13 protein-coding genes are annotated in these 15369 nt (G+C 60.2%); 10 read left to right on the top strand and 3 right to left on the bottom strand.

Translation table 11 applies throughout. The features are described 5' to 3' along the window. Positions 1–4 precede the first annotated feature (4 nt). On the bottom strand, positions 5–916 hold the full coding sequence (locus NAV33_RS14405) for an SDR family oxidoreductase (RefSeq protein ID WP_255981197.1): 912 nt from the start codon (positions 914–916) through the stop codon (positions 5–7). 730 nt (positions 917–1646) lie between these two features. On the opposite strand from NAV33_RS14405, the gene NAV33_RS14400 reads away from it, so the two are divergent. The 5 genes from NAV33_RS14400 (at position 1647) to NAV33_RS14380 (ending at position 6269) form a co-directional block, all read left to right on the top strand. After that, positions 1647–2234: a TIGR00730 family Rossman fold protein gene (locus NAV33_RS14400; RefSeq protein WP_255981195.1), complete on the top strand. Its 588-nt coding sequence runs from the start codon at positions 1647–1649 to the stop codon at positions 2232–2234. A gap of 463 nt (positions 2235–2697) precedes the next feature. Then, complete coding sequence (locus NAV33_RS14395) at positions 2698–3183, top strand: DUF2726 domain-containing protein (RefSeq protein ID WP_255981193.1); 486 nt, start codon at positions 2698–2700, stop codon at positions 3181–3183. Positions 3184–3288: 105 nt separating this feature from the next. Continuing rightward, positions 3289–4311 (top strand): DUF5924 family protein, encoded by a 1023-nt coding sequence (locus tag NAV33_RS14390; protein WP_255981191.1) that lies wholly within the window; start codon positions 3289–3291, stop codon positions 4309–4311. Between the two features lie 65 nt (positions 4312–4376). Then, positions 4377–4904, top strand: coding sequence for an MgtC/SapB family protein (locus tag NAV33_RS14385; protein WP_255981189.1), 528 nt, complete (start codon positions 4377–4379; stop codon positions 4902–4904). Positions 4905–4946: 42 nt separating this feature from the next. Continuing rightward, a complete protein-coding gene (locus NAV33_RS14380) occupies positions 4947–6269 on the top strand; it encodes a PQQ-dependent sugar dehydrogenase (RefSeq protein ID WP_255981187.1) in 1323 nt (440 codons plus the stop codon). 118 nt (positions 6270–6387) lie between these two features. Here NAV33_RS14380 and sfsA read toward each other — a convergent pair whose 3' ends face one another. Then, entirely contained in the window at positions 6388–7095 is a 708-nt protein-coding gene (sfsA, locus tag NAV33_RS14375) for a DNA/RNA nuclease SfsA (protein WP_255981185.1), read from the bottom strand. Beyond that, positions 7095–8267 (bottom strand): pyridoxal phosphate-dependent aminotransferase, encoded by a 1173-nt coding sequence (locus NAV33_RS14370; protein ID WP_255981183.1) that lies wholly within the window; start codon positions 8265–8267, stop codon positions 7095–7097. The genes sfsA and NAV33_RS14370 overlap by 1 nt, the downstream gene beginning before the upstream one ends. Before the next feature lie 192 nt (positions 8268–8459). On the opposite strand from NAV33_RS14370, the gene dksA reads away from it, so the two are divergent. The 5 genes from dksA (at position 8460) to NAV33_RS14345 (ending at position 14730) form a co-directional block, all read left to right on the top strand. Beyond that, positions 8460–8903: an RNA polymerase-binding protein DksA gene (gene dksA / locus NAV33_RS14365; protein WP_025240617.1), complete on the top strand. Its 444-nt coding sequence runs from the start codon at positions 8460–8462 to the stop codon at positions 8901–8903. Between the two features lie 93 nt (positions 8904–8996). After that, complete coding sequence (gene gluQRS / locus NAV33_RS14360; protein WP_255981180.1) at positions 8997–9899, top strand: tRNA glutamyl-Q(34) synthetase GluQRS; 903 nt, start codon at positions 8997–8999, stop codon at positions 9897–9899. 116 nt (positions 9900–10015) lie between these two features. Next, positions 10016–10192 carry a hypothetical protein gene (locus tag NAV33_RS14355; protein ID WP_003095129.1) on the top strand — a complete coding sequence of 59 codons (177 nt, stop codon included), beginning with the start codon at positions 10016–10018 and terminating at the stop codon, positions 10190–10192. Further along, on the top strand, positions 10176–13130 hold the full coding sequence (locus NAV33_RS14350) for a sensor histidine kinase (protein ID WP_255981178.1): 2955 nt from the start codon (positions 10176–10178) through the stop codon (positions 13128–13130). The genes NAV33_RS14355 and NAV33_RS14350 overlap by 17 nt, the downstream gene beginning before the upstream one ends. A gap of 172 nt (positions 13131–13302) precedes the next feature. Then, on the top strand, positions 13303–14730 hold the full coding sequence (locus NAV33_RS14345; protein ID WP_255981176.1) for a sigma-54-dependent transcriptional regulator: 1428 nt from the start codon (positions 13303–13305) through the stop codon (positions 14728–14730). The last annotated feature ends 639 nt before the right edge of the window (positions 14731–15369 follow it).

Below are 15369 nucleotides of genomic sequence, written 5' to 3'. Positions count from 1 at the left end.
CGCCTTAGCCCGCGTGCTTCTGCAAGTTGGCCATCATTTCCTTCAACGCTTCGATGTTGTCAGCCGGATGGGCGGCGTTCTCGAAATCGCAGATCTGCTGCCAGTTGGCTGCAACATCTTCTGCATCGAAGCCAGCCTTCGGATCGAAACCAGCGCCCAGACTGCGCTCCCATCGCACCTTGCCCATCCAGCCGCCGCCCACTTCGAACAGGCCGGAGGTTTCCTGACATTGCTCGCTCGCCAGAAACACCACCAGCGGGCTCACCAACTCGGGCTTGAGCTGCTCGAAGACCTGCGGCGGAATCAGCCCTTCGGTCATGCGGGTACCGCCGGTAGGTGCGATGGCGTTGACCAGGATGTTGTTCTTGCGGCCTTCCAGCGCCAGGGTGCGGGTCAGGCCATAGAGACCAAGCTTGGCCATGCCGTAGTTCGATTGGCCGAAGTTGCCGTAAATGCCGGATGTGGAAGCCGTGAAAATCACCCGACCATACGCCTGCTCACGCATGTGCGGCCAGGCGGCGCGGGTGACCTTGTAGGCGCCTTCGACATGCACCCGGTAGACCAGATCCCAGTCGGCGTCGTCCATTTTGTGGAAGGTCTTGTCGCGCAGGATACCGGCGTTGTTCACCACTACATCGATGCGGCCGAAGCTGTCCAAGGCCTGCTGCACGATCTTCTCGCCATCGGTAACGGAGTCGTGGTTGGCCACGGCCGTGCCGCCAGCTGCGCGGATTTCTTCCACCACGCGATCGGCAGCCGAGCTGTTGGCGCCTTCGCCCTGAGCGCTACCACCGAGATCGTTGACCACCACCTTGGCGCCATGACGGGCGAACAGTAGCGCATGGGCGCGGCCGAGACCGCCACCAGCGCCAGTCACGATCACAACCTTGTCTTCGAAGCGGATGGCTTCACTCATTTGGAATTCCTCCAGCGGATGTTGTTATAAGGTGCAGCGAGTGTCGGCGAGGCCAACCCGGCTCACAATCAAACGGCCGCGACTGAATGCCCCGGCATAACGCTGCGGGATGATGACCCGCTCCGTCCAGATTGGGTCGGCGCGATCGGCAGTGCGCAGAATGTCATGGCGATTCGAGTGATTATTTTTCGTTCAGCGCCCTGACACGCAGTCGCAGCGGGCCTTAACGTCCCGCTTCCCCATGTTATACACAGACCGTTCCACAGCTTTACTGAATAACTAAAACCAGTCGCCAGAACTGGTCATTTTTAGGCCCCCCATTTTTAAACTGAAATTTCAATAAGTTATGGCCTTAATTCGCTTTGCTCAAAAAACGCACACTAACCGAAGCGCCAGCGTCGACGCGGCTCCAGACAAGGCGTCAAGAGGTTATCCACAGACCTATGCACAATAATAGGGGATGATTTTCATATCTCCGCTGAAAGCTATCGTTGCCATACCTACAAGCTAAGAGCCGCAGGCGAAGCGGAGGCATAACCTGTCGCATATCTAGGAGTCAGCGCAGGAGTGCCGTAATGCCCAGCTTCGATTTGTTCCAGATGTCATTTGCCAATTACGCCCTGGCCGCGGGCGATGCCTGCATCGAAGACCTCGAATATTGATCCGATCCGCTTGGCCGTCATCCGCGCCGGGAGGTAACCTTTCGACCATTCAACTGACGGAGTGGATGATGTCCCTGCGATCGATCTGCGTATTCTGCGGCGCCAGCACTGGCCTCAACCCCGCCTATCAAAAGGCAGCTATCGCGCTTGGCCAGACCCTGGCGGCGAATGACATCAGGCTGATTTACGGCGGCGGAGCGGTTGGCCTGATGGGGGTCGTTGCAGACGCCACCATGGCCGCTGGAGGCGAGGTGATCGGCATTATTCCGCAGAGCCTGAAAGACAAGGAAATCGGCCATCCAGGGCTGACCCGGCTGGAAGTGGTCGATGGAATGCACGCCCGCAAGGCGCGTATGGCCGAACTCTCCGATGCGTTCATTGCGCTGCCGGGCGGCCTCGGCACATTGGAGGAACTGTTTGAAGTCTGGACCTGGGGGCAACTCGGTTATCACCGCAAACCGCTCGGCCTACTCGACGTAAACCAGTTTTACAGCAAGCTTAGCCAGTTCCTCGACCACCTCGTGGATGAGGGCTTCGTGCGGGCGCAGCAACGCGGCATGCTTCAGCGCAGCGAGTCACCACAAGCGCTGCTACAAATGCTGAACGATTGGCAACCCAGTACGGAAACCCGATGGGGCGTCCACCCTTCGGCCTGAAGCATTATCGAACAATCAGGTGGACAAAAATCGTACAACTGACCGCAGCCCAACACCTATGGGACTCGCCCAAAGTTCGCCGAGCGTTATCCACAGGACTCTCCACAGCAATCGTGGATAACTGTTTATGCGCGCCGCCAGCGCTGGGAATTCCTTTTTTAAATCAATGAATAACACCTTGCATCAAGATCGTCGTTATGCCCACAAGCGAAGCGATACAGGGTTGAACAAACGTTAACCAAACGATGCAAACCTTGGTACCGCATGGCCCTCAACGGTTGATCCCAAGCTTATCCACAGAACGGCGCACAGATAAATGGGATAACTACGCCTCGTATGAAAGCGAACTCCCCTTCCGCCACCGAATCAAATGTCAACGTTCAAATCTGGAGCTGCCCATGCGTGTCCGACCCGACACTATCGCAACCCGAGCTCTGCCACCGGCCGAGCGGGACGATGTGAAATGACGGCTTTTCTCGGATTGGTGTTCGTGGCCTTCGTCTGCTTCGCCCTGGTCTTCTATATCAAGCAGCGGCAATTCAATCATCCCGCCCTGCGCATGCCCTATCAGTTGAAGCGGCCGTTCTTTCAACCGGCCGAACGGGAGCTGTTTGTATTGTTGCAACAGGCGGCGGGTGACGACCACTTGATCCTGAGCAAAGTGCGTGTCGCTGACGTGGTCGAGGTCACGGCGATACCTCGGCGAGCGCCCTGGTACCAGGCATCCAACCGGATCTCGGCGGCTCGTTTCGATTTTCTCCTGTGCGACCGGCAGACGCTGGACCTGCTCTGCGCCATCGAGATGGAGCAGGCAACCGAAGCCAACGCCTTCCTCGATGACCTTTGCCAGACCATCGGCTTACCGCTGGTGCGCCTGACGCCAGAAACGGCGCGTTCCTATGGCGAGATACGCACAGCCATCGATCACGCCATTGCGGCCGTGTCGTAACCACGCTACCGCTTTGCCTGCCGAGCGCATAATTGGCAAACACCGAATGCCAACCAGCGTGCAGCCTGGCGCCTTTTCGGAGAGAACCTTCAACGTGACCTCGATATGCCGCTGAAATCCCGGCTTTCCGCCCTTTTCGATCTGACCTCGCGCCTAATCCGCCGCTACCCGGGCACTGTCGCCCTGTTCGGCTTCTGTTCGGGTATCGCTAGTTTCGTACTGGTGGAGCGCCAAGCAGGCCTCGCCAAAGTCATCGCCGCGGTGATGCTGGTCAGTTGGCTCTGGCTGATGCTGGAAAATAGCCTGCGCCGCAGCCTGGAGCGCTGGTTCGGCTGGAAAGTGCCACGACCGCTGTTGCGCTACGTCACCCAGATGGTGCATCAGGAAAGCCTGTTCTTCATCATCCCGTTCTTCTTCATCACCACCACCTGGAACAGTGGCCAATCCGTGTTCACGGTGATGCTGGGCGTCGCTGCGCTGATCTCGCTGGTCGACCCGCTGTACTACAAATGGTTGGCGCCGCGACGCTGGATTTATCTGGCCTTCCACGCGCTGACCCTGTTCGCCGTACTGCTGACGGCGCTACCGATCATCTTTCATCTATCGACGCCGCAGAGTTATCTGTGGGCGCTGGGTATCGCCGTGGTGCTAGCGTTACCGAGTCTCAGCGGGTTGCTCCGGACATGGAACTGGAAGAGCCTGATCGCGGTTCCGCTGCTTGCAATAGTCGTCGGGCTGGCGGGCTGGATGGGACGCACCTGGGTGCCACCAGCGACCCTGTGGCTGACCGACGTAGCGGTGACCATGAGCATGGACGATGCCTCGCGCGAACCTGGCAATCGCCTTCGTCAGCTGACCAGCGCAGAGCTGCGCACCAATGGGCTCTATGCCTTCACCGCGATCAACGCACCGCGCGGCCTGAAGGAACGCATCTACCATGAATGGATGCACAACGGCCGGCGCGTCGACCGCATTCCGCTGGACATCAATGGCGGCCGCGAAGCGGGTTATCGCGCTTGGACTCACAAGCGCAACTTCCCCGACGACGCGCAAGGCAAATGGCGCGTCAGGGTCATGACCGAGGCCGGACAGATGATTGGCATGCTGCGCTTCGAGGTTGTCGAGTGAACCGCCTGGCGCGTCATGACTCGAACGCCAGACAGCCGCAATCGCGGCGCTAGCCGGAGGCAATCATGGAATGGTGGGAGATACTGGGCCGCACCGTCGCGTCAGAATTTTCCGACATTCCCGATCTCGAACATGCGATTCGCGTGTCGGTGCGGCTGCTATTAGCCGCGGCACTCGGCGGCGTGCTTGGCTACGAGCGTGAGTACAAGGGCAAGGCAGCGGGATTGCGAACGCACATGCTGGTGTCGCTGGGCGCCGCGCTGTTCGTGCTGGTGCCGCTTGAAGGAGGCATGCCGCTCGAGGATCTGTCGCGAGTGATGCAAGGCATTATCACCGGCATCGGATTCCTCGGTGCTGGCACCATACTCAAGGGCAACTCGATTCAGGACGTTAAAGGCCTGACCACAGCAGCCGGCATCTGGCTCACCGCTGCCATCGGCGTCGCTGCCGGGCTCGGTCACGAAGCCACGGCGGTGCTCACGACGTGCTTCGCACTGGTGATATTTCTGCTGATGCCGCGACTGGAACAACATGCCGCCAGGGCTGCGCAGGATGACGACAAACAAGGCCGCGACCGCGAACAGGGCCCCTGATCCGAGCGCGGCGCCCTATTCAGACATAAGCAGGAGTCGCCCATGCCAAGCCGCTACGCCTATCTGATTACCGCGTCGTCCCTCGTGCTCGGCCTTACCGGGTGCGGCGCTACCGCCAAAGTCCCAGTGGAAGCTGGTTACGGGCCGGACCCTATACTTCCGGCACCTGACAAGTCGCTGATTCCAACCGTCAATATCGCCGAAGCCACCGATTGGCCTGACGGAGTAACGCCTCAAGCGGCGCCCGGCTTGCATGTCGAGGCGTTCGCGCGCGATCTCGATCATCCACGCTGGCTCTATGTGCTGCCCAATGGCGACGTCTTGGTCGCCGAAAGCGATGCGCCACCCAAGCCCGAAGACGGCAAGAGCATTCGCGGCTGGATCATGAAAAAGGTAATGGCACGCGCCGGCTCCGGCGGCGAAAGCGCCAACCGCATTACCCTGCTGCGCGACAAGAACGGTGATGGCACGCCGGAAAAGCGTACAGCCTTTCTCGAAGGGCTGAATTCGCCGTTCGGCATGGCACTGGTCGGAGACCAACTCTATGTCGCCAATACCGACGCGCTGGTGCGTTTCCCGTACGAGGAAGGCGCCACTCGCATTGAGGGCCAGGGTGAAAAGGTCGTCGACCTGCCCGCCGGGCCGATCAATCATCACTGGACCAAGAACGTGATCGCCAGCCAGGACGGCTCGCGCCTGTATGTCACCAGCGGCTCGAACAGCAACGTCGCCGAAAACGGCATGGCGGCTGAGGAGAATCGCGCGGCGATCCTCGAAGTCGACCCGCAGAAGAAGACGTTGCGCCTGTTCGCTTCGGGCTTGCGCAACCCCAACGGGCTGGCCTGGCAGCCCGACAGTGGCGCGCTCTGGACAACAGTGAACGAACGCGACGAGATCGGCAGCGATCTGGTCCCGGACTACATGACCTCGGTCGAGGACGGCGGCTTCTACGGCTGGCCCTATAGCTATTACGGCCAGCATGTCGACGAGCGCGTCAAACCGCAGCGACCGGATCTGGTTGCCAAAGCACTGGTCCCCGATTACGCCCTCGGCGCCCACACCGCCTCGCTGGGATTGGCATTTTACGAAGGCTCGCTGCTGCCGGAGCGTTACCGCAACGGTGCGTTCATCGGCCAGCATGGTTCTTGGAACCGCAAACCCCGAAGCGGCTATAAGGTGATTTTCGTACCGTTCAAAAACGGCGAGCCGGACGGCCATGCGCAAGACGTTCTGACCGGTTTCCTCAATGAGGAAGAGCAAGCCATGGGCCGCCCGGTCGGCGTCGCCGTCGACAAGACCGGCGCGCTGCTGGTTGCCGATGACGTTGGTGACGTGATCTGGCGCGTGACGCCAAGCGGCGGCTGAACGGCCTCGTAGGAGCAAGCTGCTGGCGATCCGAAGGGCATCCATTCATCCGCCACACCTGATCGCGAGCAAGCTCGCTCCTACCTGTTTCCGTGCGGCTTGATGAGCCCCTGCTCGCTCAAACAATCACCGGCAGCGGTCGCGTAAGGCGGATTTCTTCGGGTGAAATCTCGACACCATAGGCCAGGACCTCGACGCCCGCCTCTACTGCATCACGCAATGCGGCGGCATACAGCGGATCGATCTCGCTCGCCGGGCGCACGGCCTCGACCCCGGATAGATTCACGCAATACAGCTGCACCGCTCGCACACCGTCGCGCGCCAAGGCCGCCAGTTCGCGCAGGTGGCGTGCTCCGCGAGTGGTCACCGCGTCGGGAAACGCCGCCACAGCGGTATCACCAAAGCCAAGCGTCACGCTCTTGACCTCGACGAATGCCGGGCCGTGCGGATAATCCAGGCGGAAGTCCACCCGGCTGTTCTCGACGCCGTAGGCCACCTCCCGCTTGAGCGCGGTGAAACCCGCCAATTCTTCAATCACACCCGCCAGCAGCGCTTCTTCGACGAGTCGATTGGCCCTCGCCGTGTTGACGCAGGCCAGGCGGCCCTGAGGTGTTTCGACCAGCTCCCAGGTACCGGGCAGCTTGCGCTTCGGATCACTGCTGCGCTGGAACCAGACCCGCGCGCCTTCGCCCATGCAGTTGAGCATCGAGCCGGTATTCGGGCAGTGGATGCACAGGTGCTCACCAGCCTCGGTAACGATATCGGCCAGAAAGCGTTTGTAACGCCGGACCAGTCGGCCCCGCTCCAAGGGCATCGTAAAGCGCATCAGCCTTTCCAGCTCTGCAGGCCACGCGCGATGCGCTCGACCGCCTGCTCCAGCCGGGGTAGATCCTGCGTATAGGCGAAGCGCACATGATGCCCGGCTTGGTAGCGACCGAAATCCAGGCCCGGCGTAATCGCCACGAATTGGGTTTCCAACATGTGCTGGCAGAACGCATAAGCATCGCCGCCAAAAGCGCTGATATCGGCGTACAAATAGAACGCACCTTCGGGCTCCACGGCGATGCCGAAACCGAGCTCACGCAAGGCCGGCAACAGAAAATCGCGGCGCCGGGCGAACTCGGTACGGCGCGCCTCGAGAATGTCTAGCGTGGCCGGCTCGAAGCAGGCCAATGCGGCGTGCTGCGCCATGGTCGGAGCGCTGATGTAAAGGTTCTGCGCCAGCTTTTCCAATTCCGGCACCGCCTCTTCTGGAGCCACCAACCAGCCGAGGCGCCAGCCGGTCATGCCGAAGTACTTGGAAAAACTGTTGAGCACGAAGGCGTCGTCATCCACCTCAAGTACGCTGGCGGCATCGGTGCCGTAGGTCAGGCCGTGATAGATCTCGTCCACCACCAGATGTCCGCCACGTCCCTTCAGCGCCGCGGATAGGCTCGCCAGCTCATCCCGGTTCAGCAAGGTGCCGGTGGGATTGGCCGGCGAGGCAACCAGGGCGCCCACACTGTCTTTGTCCCAATAACGCTCGACCAGATCGGCCGTTAATTGATAGCGCACATCGGGGCCAACCGGCACCAGCTGGGCGGCACCTTCGATCAGACGCAAGAAATGCCGGTTACAGGGATAGCCAGGATCAGCCAGTAGCCAGTGCTTACCGGGATCGACCAGTAAACTGCTGGCAAGCAGCAGCGCACCAGATCCACCGGGAGTAATCAGCACGCATTCGGGGTCAATAGACAGTCGATAGCGCTGCTTGTAGAAATCGGCAATCGCCTCGCGCAGCTGCGGCAGCCCTCGGGCGGCGGTGTAGCGGGTATGGCCTGCAGCGAGAGCAGCCTGACCAGCCGCGACGATGGGCTCGGCGGTGGTGAAGTCCGGCTCGCCGATTTCCAGGTGGATGACATCACGTCCTGAAGCCTGCAACTCGTTGGCACGGGCCAACAATGCCATGACGTGAAAGGGTTCGATTGCACGGCTACGCGCGCTATATGACGAGGTCATCTGACCTTCCTGACGAGTACAAAACGTGAATTCTACCGAAGGTCTCTCTGACACCGCAGCCACCGTGATATTCGGGAGTAGCGCACCCCGATACGATCTGGTAAGTTCGCCCGCTTGCAGCCGCAGGGCCGGCACGGGCCGGCAGAGGGATTCACTATCCTGCGCAATGGACATAGCGAGAGGCGTTCATCCATGCCCATTACCAAAACGACACCTAGCAACCAACTGATTCGCGCCTTCGTGCCCTATAAGGAATCCAAGGGTGAGGAATACATGAGCGACGACATGCGCGCTCATTTCACCGGCATCCTAAATAAGTGGAAGCAGGAGCTGATGGAAGAAGTCGATCGTACCGTGCATCACATGCAGGACGAAGCGGCCAACTTTCCCGATCCGGCCGACCGCGCCAGCCAGGAAGAAGAATTCAGCCTGGAACTGCGCGCCCGTGATCGTGAGCGCAAGCTGATCAAGAAGATCGACGAGACGCTGCAGCTGATCGAAGATAACGAATACGGCTGGTGCGACTCTTGTGGCGTCGAGATCGGCATCCGCCGTCTTGAAGCCCGCCCCACCGCCACGCTGTGCATCGACTGCAAGACGCTGGCGGAGATCAAGGAAAAGCAGATCGGTTCCTGATCCCGAACGGGGCGCTTCGGCGCCCCGCTTCATTTCAGCTCTCGCACGCCCGCAGCATCCCGCCTCGCTGATGTTCACCCGAGCCGGCCCGCCATGCCCTCATCCAATTCCGATACGCCGCCTTATGTTGGTCGCTTTGCGCCCACCCCAAGCGGATACCTGCATTTCGGCTCGCTGATCGCGGCGCTCGCCTCTTATCTCGATGCCCGCTCTGTCGGTGGCCGCTGGCTGTTGCGTATGGAAGACCTCGACCCGCCACGCGAAATGCCCGGTGCGCAAGACGCCATCTTGCAAGCGCTGGAAGCCTACGGCTTCGAATGGGATGGAAAGATGGTGCGCCAGAGCGAGCGGCTGGACCTCTACAACGCCATAATCGAACGTCTCTGGCAAGCTGGCGACGCCTATGCCTGCGATTGCTCGCGCAAGCAACTGCAACCCTTCGCCGGACCGTATCCCGGGTTTTGCCGTGACGCCGGGCGAGACGTAGAGGGCTCCGCCATTCGCTTGCGCGTGCCGGACCGGGAATACAGCTTCATTGACCGGGTACAAGGCGAGTTCCGTCAGCTCCTGGACCAAGACGTTGGTGACTTCGTCATCCGTCGTCGCGACGGGCTTATCGCCTATCAGTTGGCGGTGGTACTCGATGACGCCTGGCAGGGAGTGACCGACATCGTGCGCGGTGCCGACCTGCTCGATTCGACACCGCGCCAACTGTATGTGCAGCAATTGCTCGGCCTACCACAACCGCGTTATCTGCACGTCCCGCTGATCATCCAGCCTGACGGTCATAAACTGGGCAAGCGTTACCGCTCCCCACCGTTGCAACCGCACGAGGCCACTCCGCTCTTGCTTCGAGCACTGCGTGCCCTCGGCCAACCCACCGCGAGCGAACTGAACGACGCACTGCCCGACGAAGTATTGACTTGGGCGATTCCGCGCTGGAACGCCGGGCACATCCCGCACTGCCGCACCTTGGCTGAAGCGCAGCTGCGTTAGAGCTGCAAGTAGCATCACTATTCCATCCTTACCTGACCGCCTGCTTTAACTTGCAGCCTGTGGCTTGCCGCTTGCCGCTGCTTTACCATCCACCCACTTCCGACATGAGTTCCAGCATGTACATTTACCGACTGGTGCTGCTCCTGGTGGTGGGGATCTATCTGTTTTCCCCCGCGATCATGGACTGGTGGATCGATCCCAACGGCGCCTGGTACCGGCCCTACCTGTTGTGGCTGATCCTCATCGTGGTGACCTTCATCCTTCAGAGTCAGCGCGATGCAGACGAGCTTTAGCCTCAGCCATCTGATCCTGATCAGCGTCGCCTATCTGTTGATGCTGTTCGGGGTTGCCTGGGTCAGCGAACGCGGGCTGATCCCGCGCTGGGTGATCCGTCATCCGCTGACCTACACCCTGTCTCTCGGCGTCTACGCCAGTGCCTGGGCGTTCTACGGCACCGTCGGGCTGGCTTATCAGTACGGCTATGGATTTCTAGCCACCTACCTCGGCGTGTGCGGCGCGTTTTTGCTGGCGCCAGTGCTGCTTTATCCGATCCTGCGCATCACCCGCACCTATCAGTTGGCTTCGCTGGCAGATTTGTTCGCCTTCCGCTTCCGTAGCACCTGGAGCGGCGCGCTGACCACCATCGTAATGCTGATCGGCATGTTGCCATTACTGGCGTTGCAGATTCAGGCGGTGGCCGACGCCATTGGCATCCTCACCCTCGAGCCGCTGCAGGAGCGGGTGGCGCTGGGTTATTGCGTGATGATCATGCTTTTCACCATTCTCTTCGGCGCTCGACATATCGCTACGCGGGAGAAACATGAGGGGCTGGTGTTCGCCATTGCCTTCGAGTCGGTAGTCAAACTGCTGACCTTCGGCGCCATTGGCCTGTATGCGCTGTATGCCGTGTTCGGCGGCCCGCATCAGTTGGAAATCTGGCTGCTGCAGAACCAGTCAGCGCTACAGGCACTGCATACGCCACTGCAGGAAGGCCCCTGGCGCACCCTGCTGCTGGTGTTCTTCGCCTCGGCCATCGTCATGCCGCATATGTATCACATGACGTTCACCGAAAACCTCAACCCGCGTGCCCTGGTCAGCGCCAGCTGGGGTTTGCCACTGTATTTATTGCTGATGAGCCTGGCCGTACCGCTAATTCTCTGGGCGGGCCTCAAGCTCGGCGTCAGCACCAATCCAGAGTACTTCACCCTTGGCCTGGGCATCACGGCGCAGAGCGAGGCACTGACGCTCGTGGCCTTCGTTGGTGGGCTTTCCGCTTCCAGCGGGCTGATCATCGTCAGTACCTTGGCGTTGTCTGGAATGGCACTCAACCACCTGGTGTTACCGCTCTATCAGCCGCCTACCGAAGGCAACATCTATCGCTGGCTGAAATGGACCCGACGCAGCCTGATCCTGGCGATCATCATGGCCGGTTACGGTTTCTACCTCCTGCTAGGGGCAGAACAGGACCTGTCCAACCTGGGCATCGTTGCCTTCGTCGCCACGCTGCAGTTTCTTCCAGGCGTGCTCTCGGTGCTCTACTGGCCGACCGCCAACCGCCGTGGCTATATCGTCGGACTGCTGGCGGGAATCGCCGTCTGGGTCGTAACGATGCTATTGCCGCTGGTAGGCAATCTCGACGGCTTCTACATCCCGTTTCTCAACGTCGTCTACGTGCTTGACGACACTAGCTGGCACTTGGCGGCAATCGCCTCGCTGGCAATCAACGTCCTGGCATTCTCACTGTTCTCGCTGTTCACCGAAACTAGCGCCGAGGAGCAGGCCGCAGCCGAAGCCTGCGCCGTGGAAAACGTGCGCCGACCACAACGACGCGAACTGGCAGCCGGCTCGCCGCAGGAATTCGCTACCCAGCTAGCCAAACCGCTGGGTGCCAAGACCGCACAGCGCGAAGTGGAACAGGCCCTGCGAGACCTACAGCTACCCTTCGATGAGCATCGCCCCTATGCCCTGCGCCGGCTGCGCGACCGCATCGAGGCGAACCTGTCGGGCCTCATGGGCCCGAGCGTTGCGCAGGATATCGTCGAGAATTTTCTGTCTTACAAGAACGGCGCCGATGGTTACGTCACCGAAGACATTCACTTCATCGAAAGCCGCCTGGAGGAATACCACTCGCGCCTGACCGGCCTTGCCGCAGAGCTCGATGCGCTACGCCGCTATCACCGCCAGACGCTACAGGAGCTGCCGATGGGCGTCTGCTCGCTGGCCAAGGATCAGGAAATTTTGATGTGGAACCGTGCGCTGGAAGAACTCACCGAGATTCCAGCACTGCAAGTGGTTGGTTCGCGTCTGCCCACCATCGCCGAGCCTTGGCAGAGCCTGCTGATGGGTTTCATCGAGCAAAGCGACGAGCATCTACATAAGCAGCGATTGCAACTGGATGGCCACAGCCGCTGCCTGAATCTACACAAGGCGGCCATCGCCGAGCCGCTGGCGCCTGGTAACAGCGGCCTGGTCCTGTTGATCGAAGACCTCACCGAAACCCAGCAACTCGAAGACCGCCTGGTTCACTCCGAACGCCTGGCCAGTATCGGCCGGCTGGCCGCCGGAGTCGCCCATGAAATCGGCAATCCGATCACCGGCATTGCCTGCCTGGCGCAAAACCTGCGAGAAGAGCGCGAAGCCGACAGTGAAATCAGTGAAATCAGCAACCAGATCGTGGAACAGACCAAGCGCGTCTCGCGGATCGTCCAATCGCTGATGAGCTTCGCCCATGCCGGGGGACGGCAGCAGGATCTGTACCCGGTAAGTCTGGCCGAGGTCACGCAGGATGCGATCGCCCTGCTCTCACTCAACCGGCACGGCACCGAGGTTCGTTTCTTCAACCTCTGCGACCCAGACCATCTTGCCGAAGGCGATCCGCAACGCCTCGCCCAGGTGCTGATAAATCTGCTGTCCAACGCCCGCGACGCCTCGGAGCCCGGCGGTGCGATTCGTGTGCGTAGCGAGGTGTCCGAGCAGACCGCATATCTCATCGTCGAAGACGAAGGTAGCGGAATCCCGCAGTCGATTCAGGACCGTCTGTTCGAGCCCTTCTTCACTACTAAAGACCCCGGCGAAGGCACGGGGCTGGGCCTCGCGCTGGTCTATTCGATCGTGGAAGAGCATTATGGCCAGATCGATATCGACAGCCCGGCAGACCCGGAGACCCAACGCGGCACCCGCTTGCGCATCACCCTGCCGCGGCATGTCGAGGCAACAAATGCCACTGATTGACGATGCGAGCAGCGTTTTCGCCTGCTATTGGCCGTGAACGACACCGCATGCAATTGACTAGGCAGAGCCTTGCAAAGGGTCAGCCCGTATGCGCTGGCGCCCCGGGACAAGCTTTGCTCCGCGCCGTGCCCCACCGGCCTGTAACCGCCTCCAGACCGTCGAGAGAGTACTGATGTCACATATTCTGATCGTCGAAGACGAAACCATCATCCGCTCCGCCCTGCGCCGACTGCTCGAACGCAACCAGTACGAGGTCAGCGAAGCCGGTTCGGTGCAGGAAGCGCAAGAGCGCTTCAGCATTCCGGGTTTCGATCTCATCGTCAGCGATTTGCGGTTGCCCGGTGCGCCCGGCACCGAACTGATCAAGCTCGCCGAGGGCACTCCGGTGCTGATCATGACCAGCTATGCCAGCCTGCGCTCGGCGGTGGACTCGATGAAAATGGGCGCTGTGGACTACATCGCCAAGCCCTTCGACCACGACGAGATGCTGCAGACCGTGGCGCGCATACTCAACGATCGGCAACAGGCCGCCACCGCACCAGCTGCCGCATTGCGAGGCACATCTACCGCCACCGGGACTACGACCCAAGGCAACGCGGGCAACAGCGAGATCGGCATCATCGGCCGCTGCAGCCCGATGCAGGACCTGTTCGGCAAGATCCGCAAGGTCGCACCGACCGACTCCAATGTATTGATCCAGGGGGAATCGGGCACTGGCAAGGAGCTCGTCGCACGCGCCCTGCACAACCTCTCCCGCCGGGCCAGGGCGCCCATGATTTCAGTCAATTGCGCCGCGATCCCAGAAACGCTGATCGAGTCCGAGCTCTTCGGTCATGAAAAAGGTGCGTTCACCGGCGCCAGCGCAGGTCGCGCCGGCTTGGTCGAAGCTGCCGATGGCGGAACATTGTTTCTGGACGAGATCGGCGAACTCCCTCTGGAAGCACAGGCGCGGCTGTTACGCGTGCTGCAGGAAGGTGAGATCCGCCGGGTCGGCTCTACCCAGTCGCAAAAGGTCGACGTGCGCCTGATCGCCGCGACCCACCGCGACTTGAAGACGCTGGCCAAGAGTGGACAGTTTCGCGAGGACCTCTATTACCGGCTGCATGTCATTGCATTGAAGCTACCGCCTCTACGCGAGCGCGACGGCGACGTGCTGGAGATCGCCAAGGCCTTCCTGGCGCGACAGTGCGAGCGCATGGGCGGCGACGAACTGCATTTTTCTCGCGAGGCCGAGCAGGCTGTACGGCTTTATGCTTGGCCGGGCAATGTGCGTGAATTGGAAAATGCCATCGAGCGAGCGGCAATCCTCAGCGAGAGCGCGGAGATTAGCGCCGAGCTACTGGGCATCGATATTGAGATCGACGCCCTCGATGACGATTTCGATGAATCCTGTGCTTCGCTGGGTTCCGCCGTCTCGACCAGCAACGAGCCGACCGAAGATTTGTCGCTAGAGGACTATTTTCAGCATTTCGTGCTAGAGCATCAGGACCACATGACCGAGACCGAGCTCGCCCGCAAGCTGGGCATCAGCCGCAAGTGCCTGTGGGAACGTCGCCAGCGCCTGGGAATCCCCCGGCGCAAATCGAGCGCCACCGGGTAGCGAGTTGTTACCTACCTCACCGACACGTAACAGAAACCGGGTTTATCGGTAACGGGAAACCGGGTCCGCGCAAGCGAGATCAACGGACAAAAAACACAAGCTACTGATTACAAAGCATTTTTTAAAACTGGCACGGCAAATGCTTTCTATCTGGCACAACAACAATAACAAGCAGACCCACAATAAGAACAAGACGTACCGGCTCTAGCAGAATAAATACAAGAAGGCGGAGGCGTAGCTAACTGATTCTTTTGGAGAGGAAATGCCAAATGGGGTTTTGTCCCCACGACCAGGCTGAGAACAACAAGAACTGCATAAGCAGAGCCTGAACTGGTTGGATCATTTGATCGATGGCAAATCAGCGACCAAAGAAATCCGTTTGCTCTTTGCTCCCAACGTAGGAGCGATTCCCGGAAGCGATAGCTGAAAGGAACGGGTGATCAAACAAAAACAACACGCCCGAAATACTAATAACAACAAAGCACGCGACATCATTTAAAGGGGGAGCTTCGGCTCCCCCTAGTGCTTTCTGGCTTTGGCCGTTGTTTTGACACCTCCCCGCGCTTCGTTCACCATCCCTGTTCCCGGTGCTAGAATCCACGCTCGTTTCGTGGCTATTCCCTTCGCCACCTTGTCATT

Origin of the sequence: Stutzerimonas stutzeri (assembly GCF_024448715.1) — a bacterium.
GTDB lineage: Bacteria > Pseudomonadota > Gammaproteobacteria > Pseudomonadales > Pseudomonadaceae > Stutzerimonas > Stutzerimonas stutzeri_AR.
The sequence above is the reverse complement of the archived record's forward strand: the minus strand, read 5'-3'. Positions and strand labels throughout refer to the sequence as shown.

Excerpts from the sequence above, each read along its gene's own strand:
- NAV33_RS14405 (WP_255981197.1), bottom strand. The coding sequence starts at position 916 with ATGAGTGAAGCCATCCGCTTCGAAGACAAGGTTGTGATCGTGACTGGC.
- NAV33_RS14355 (WP_003095129.1), top strand. The coding sequence starts at position 10,016 with ATGTACATTTACCGACTGGTGCTGCTCCTGGTGGTGGGGATCTATCTG.
- NAV33_RS14385 (WP_255981189.1), top strand. The coding sequence starts at position 4,377 with ATGGAATGGTGGGAGATACTGGGCCGCACCGTCGCGTCAGAATTTTCC.
- dksA (WP_025240617.1), top strand. The coding sequence starts at position 8,460 with ATGCCCATTACCAAAACGACACCTAGCAACCAACTGATTCGCGCCTTC.
- NAV33_RS14370 (WP_255981183.1), bottom strand. The coding sequence starts at position 8,267 with ATGACCTCGTCATATAGCGCGCGTAGCCGTGCAATCGAACCCTTTCAC.
- gluQRS (WP_255981180.1), top strand. The coding sequence starts at position 8,997 with ATGCCCTCATCCAATTCCGATACGCCGCCTTATGTTGGTCGCTTTGCG.
- sfsA (WP_255981185.1), bottom strand. The coding sequence starts at position 7,095 with ATGCGCTTTACGATGCCCTTGGAGCGGGGCCGACTGGTCCGGCGTTAC.
- NAV33_RS14390 (WP_255981191.1), top strand. The coding sequence starts at position 3,289 with ATGCCGCTGAAATCCCGGCTTTCCGCCCTTTTCGATCTGACCTCGCGC.
- NAV33_RS14400 (WP_255981195.1), top strand. The coding sequence starts at position 1,647 with ATGTCCCTGCGATCGATCTGCGTATTCTGCGGCGCCAGCACTGGCCTC.
- NAV33_RS14395 (WP_255981193.1), top strand. The coding sequence starts at position 2,698 with ATGACGGCTTTTCTCGGATTGGTGTTCGTGGCCTTCGTCTGCTTCGCC.
- NAV33_RS14380 (WP_255981187.1), top strand. The coding sequence starts at position 4,947 with ATGCCAAGCCGCTACGCCTATCTGATTACCGCGTCGTCCCTCGTGCTC.
- NAV33_RS14350 (WP_255981178.1), top strand. The coding sequence starts at position 10,176 with ATGCAGACGAGCTTTAGCCTCAGCCATCTGATCCTGATCAGCGTCGCC.
- NAV33_RS14345 (WP_255981176.1), top strand. The coding sequence starts at position 13,303 with ATGTCACATATTCTGATCGTCGAAGACGAAACCATCATCCGCTCCGCC.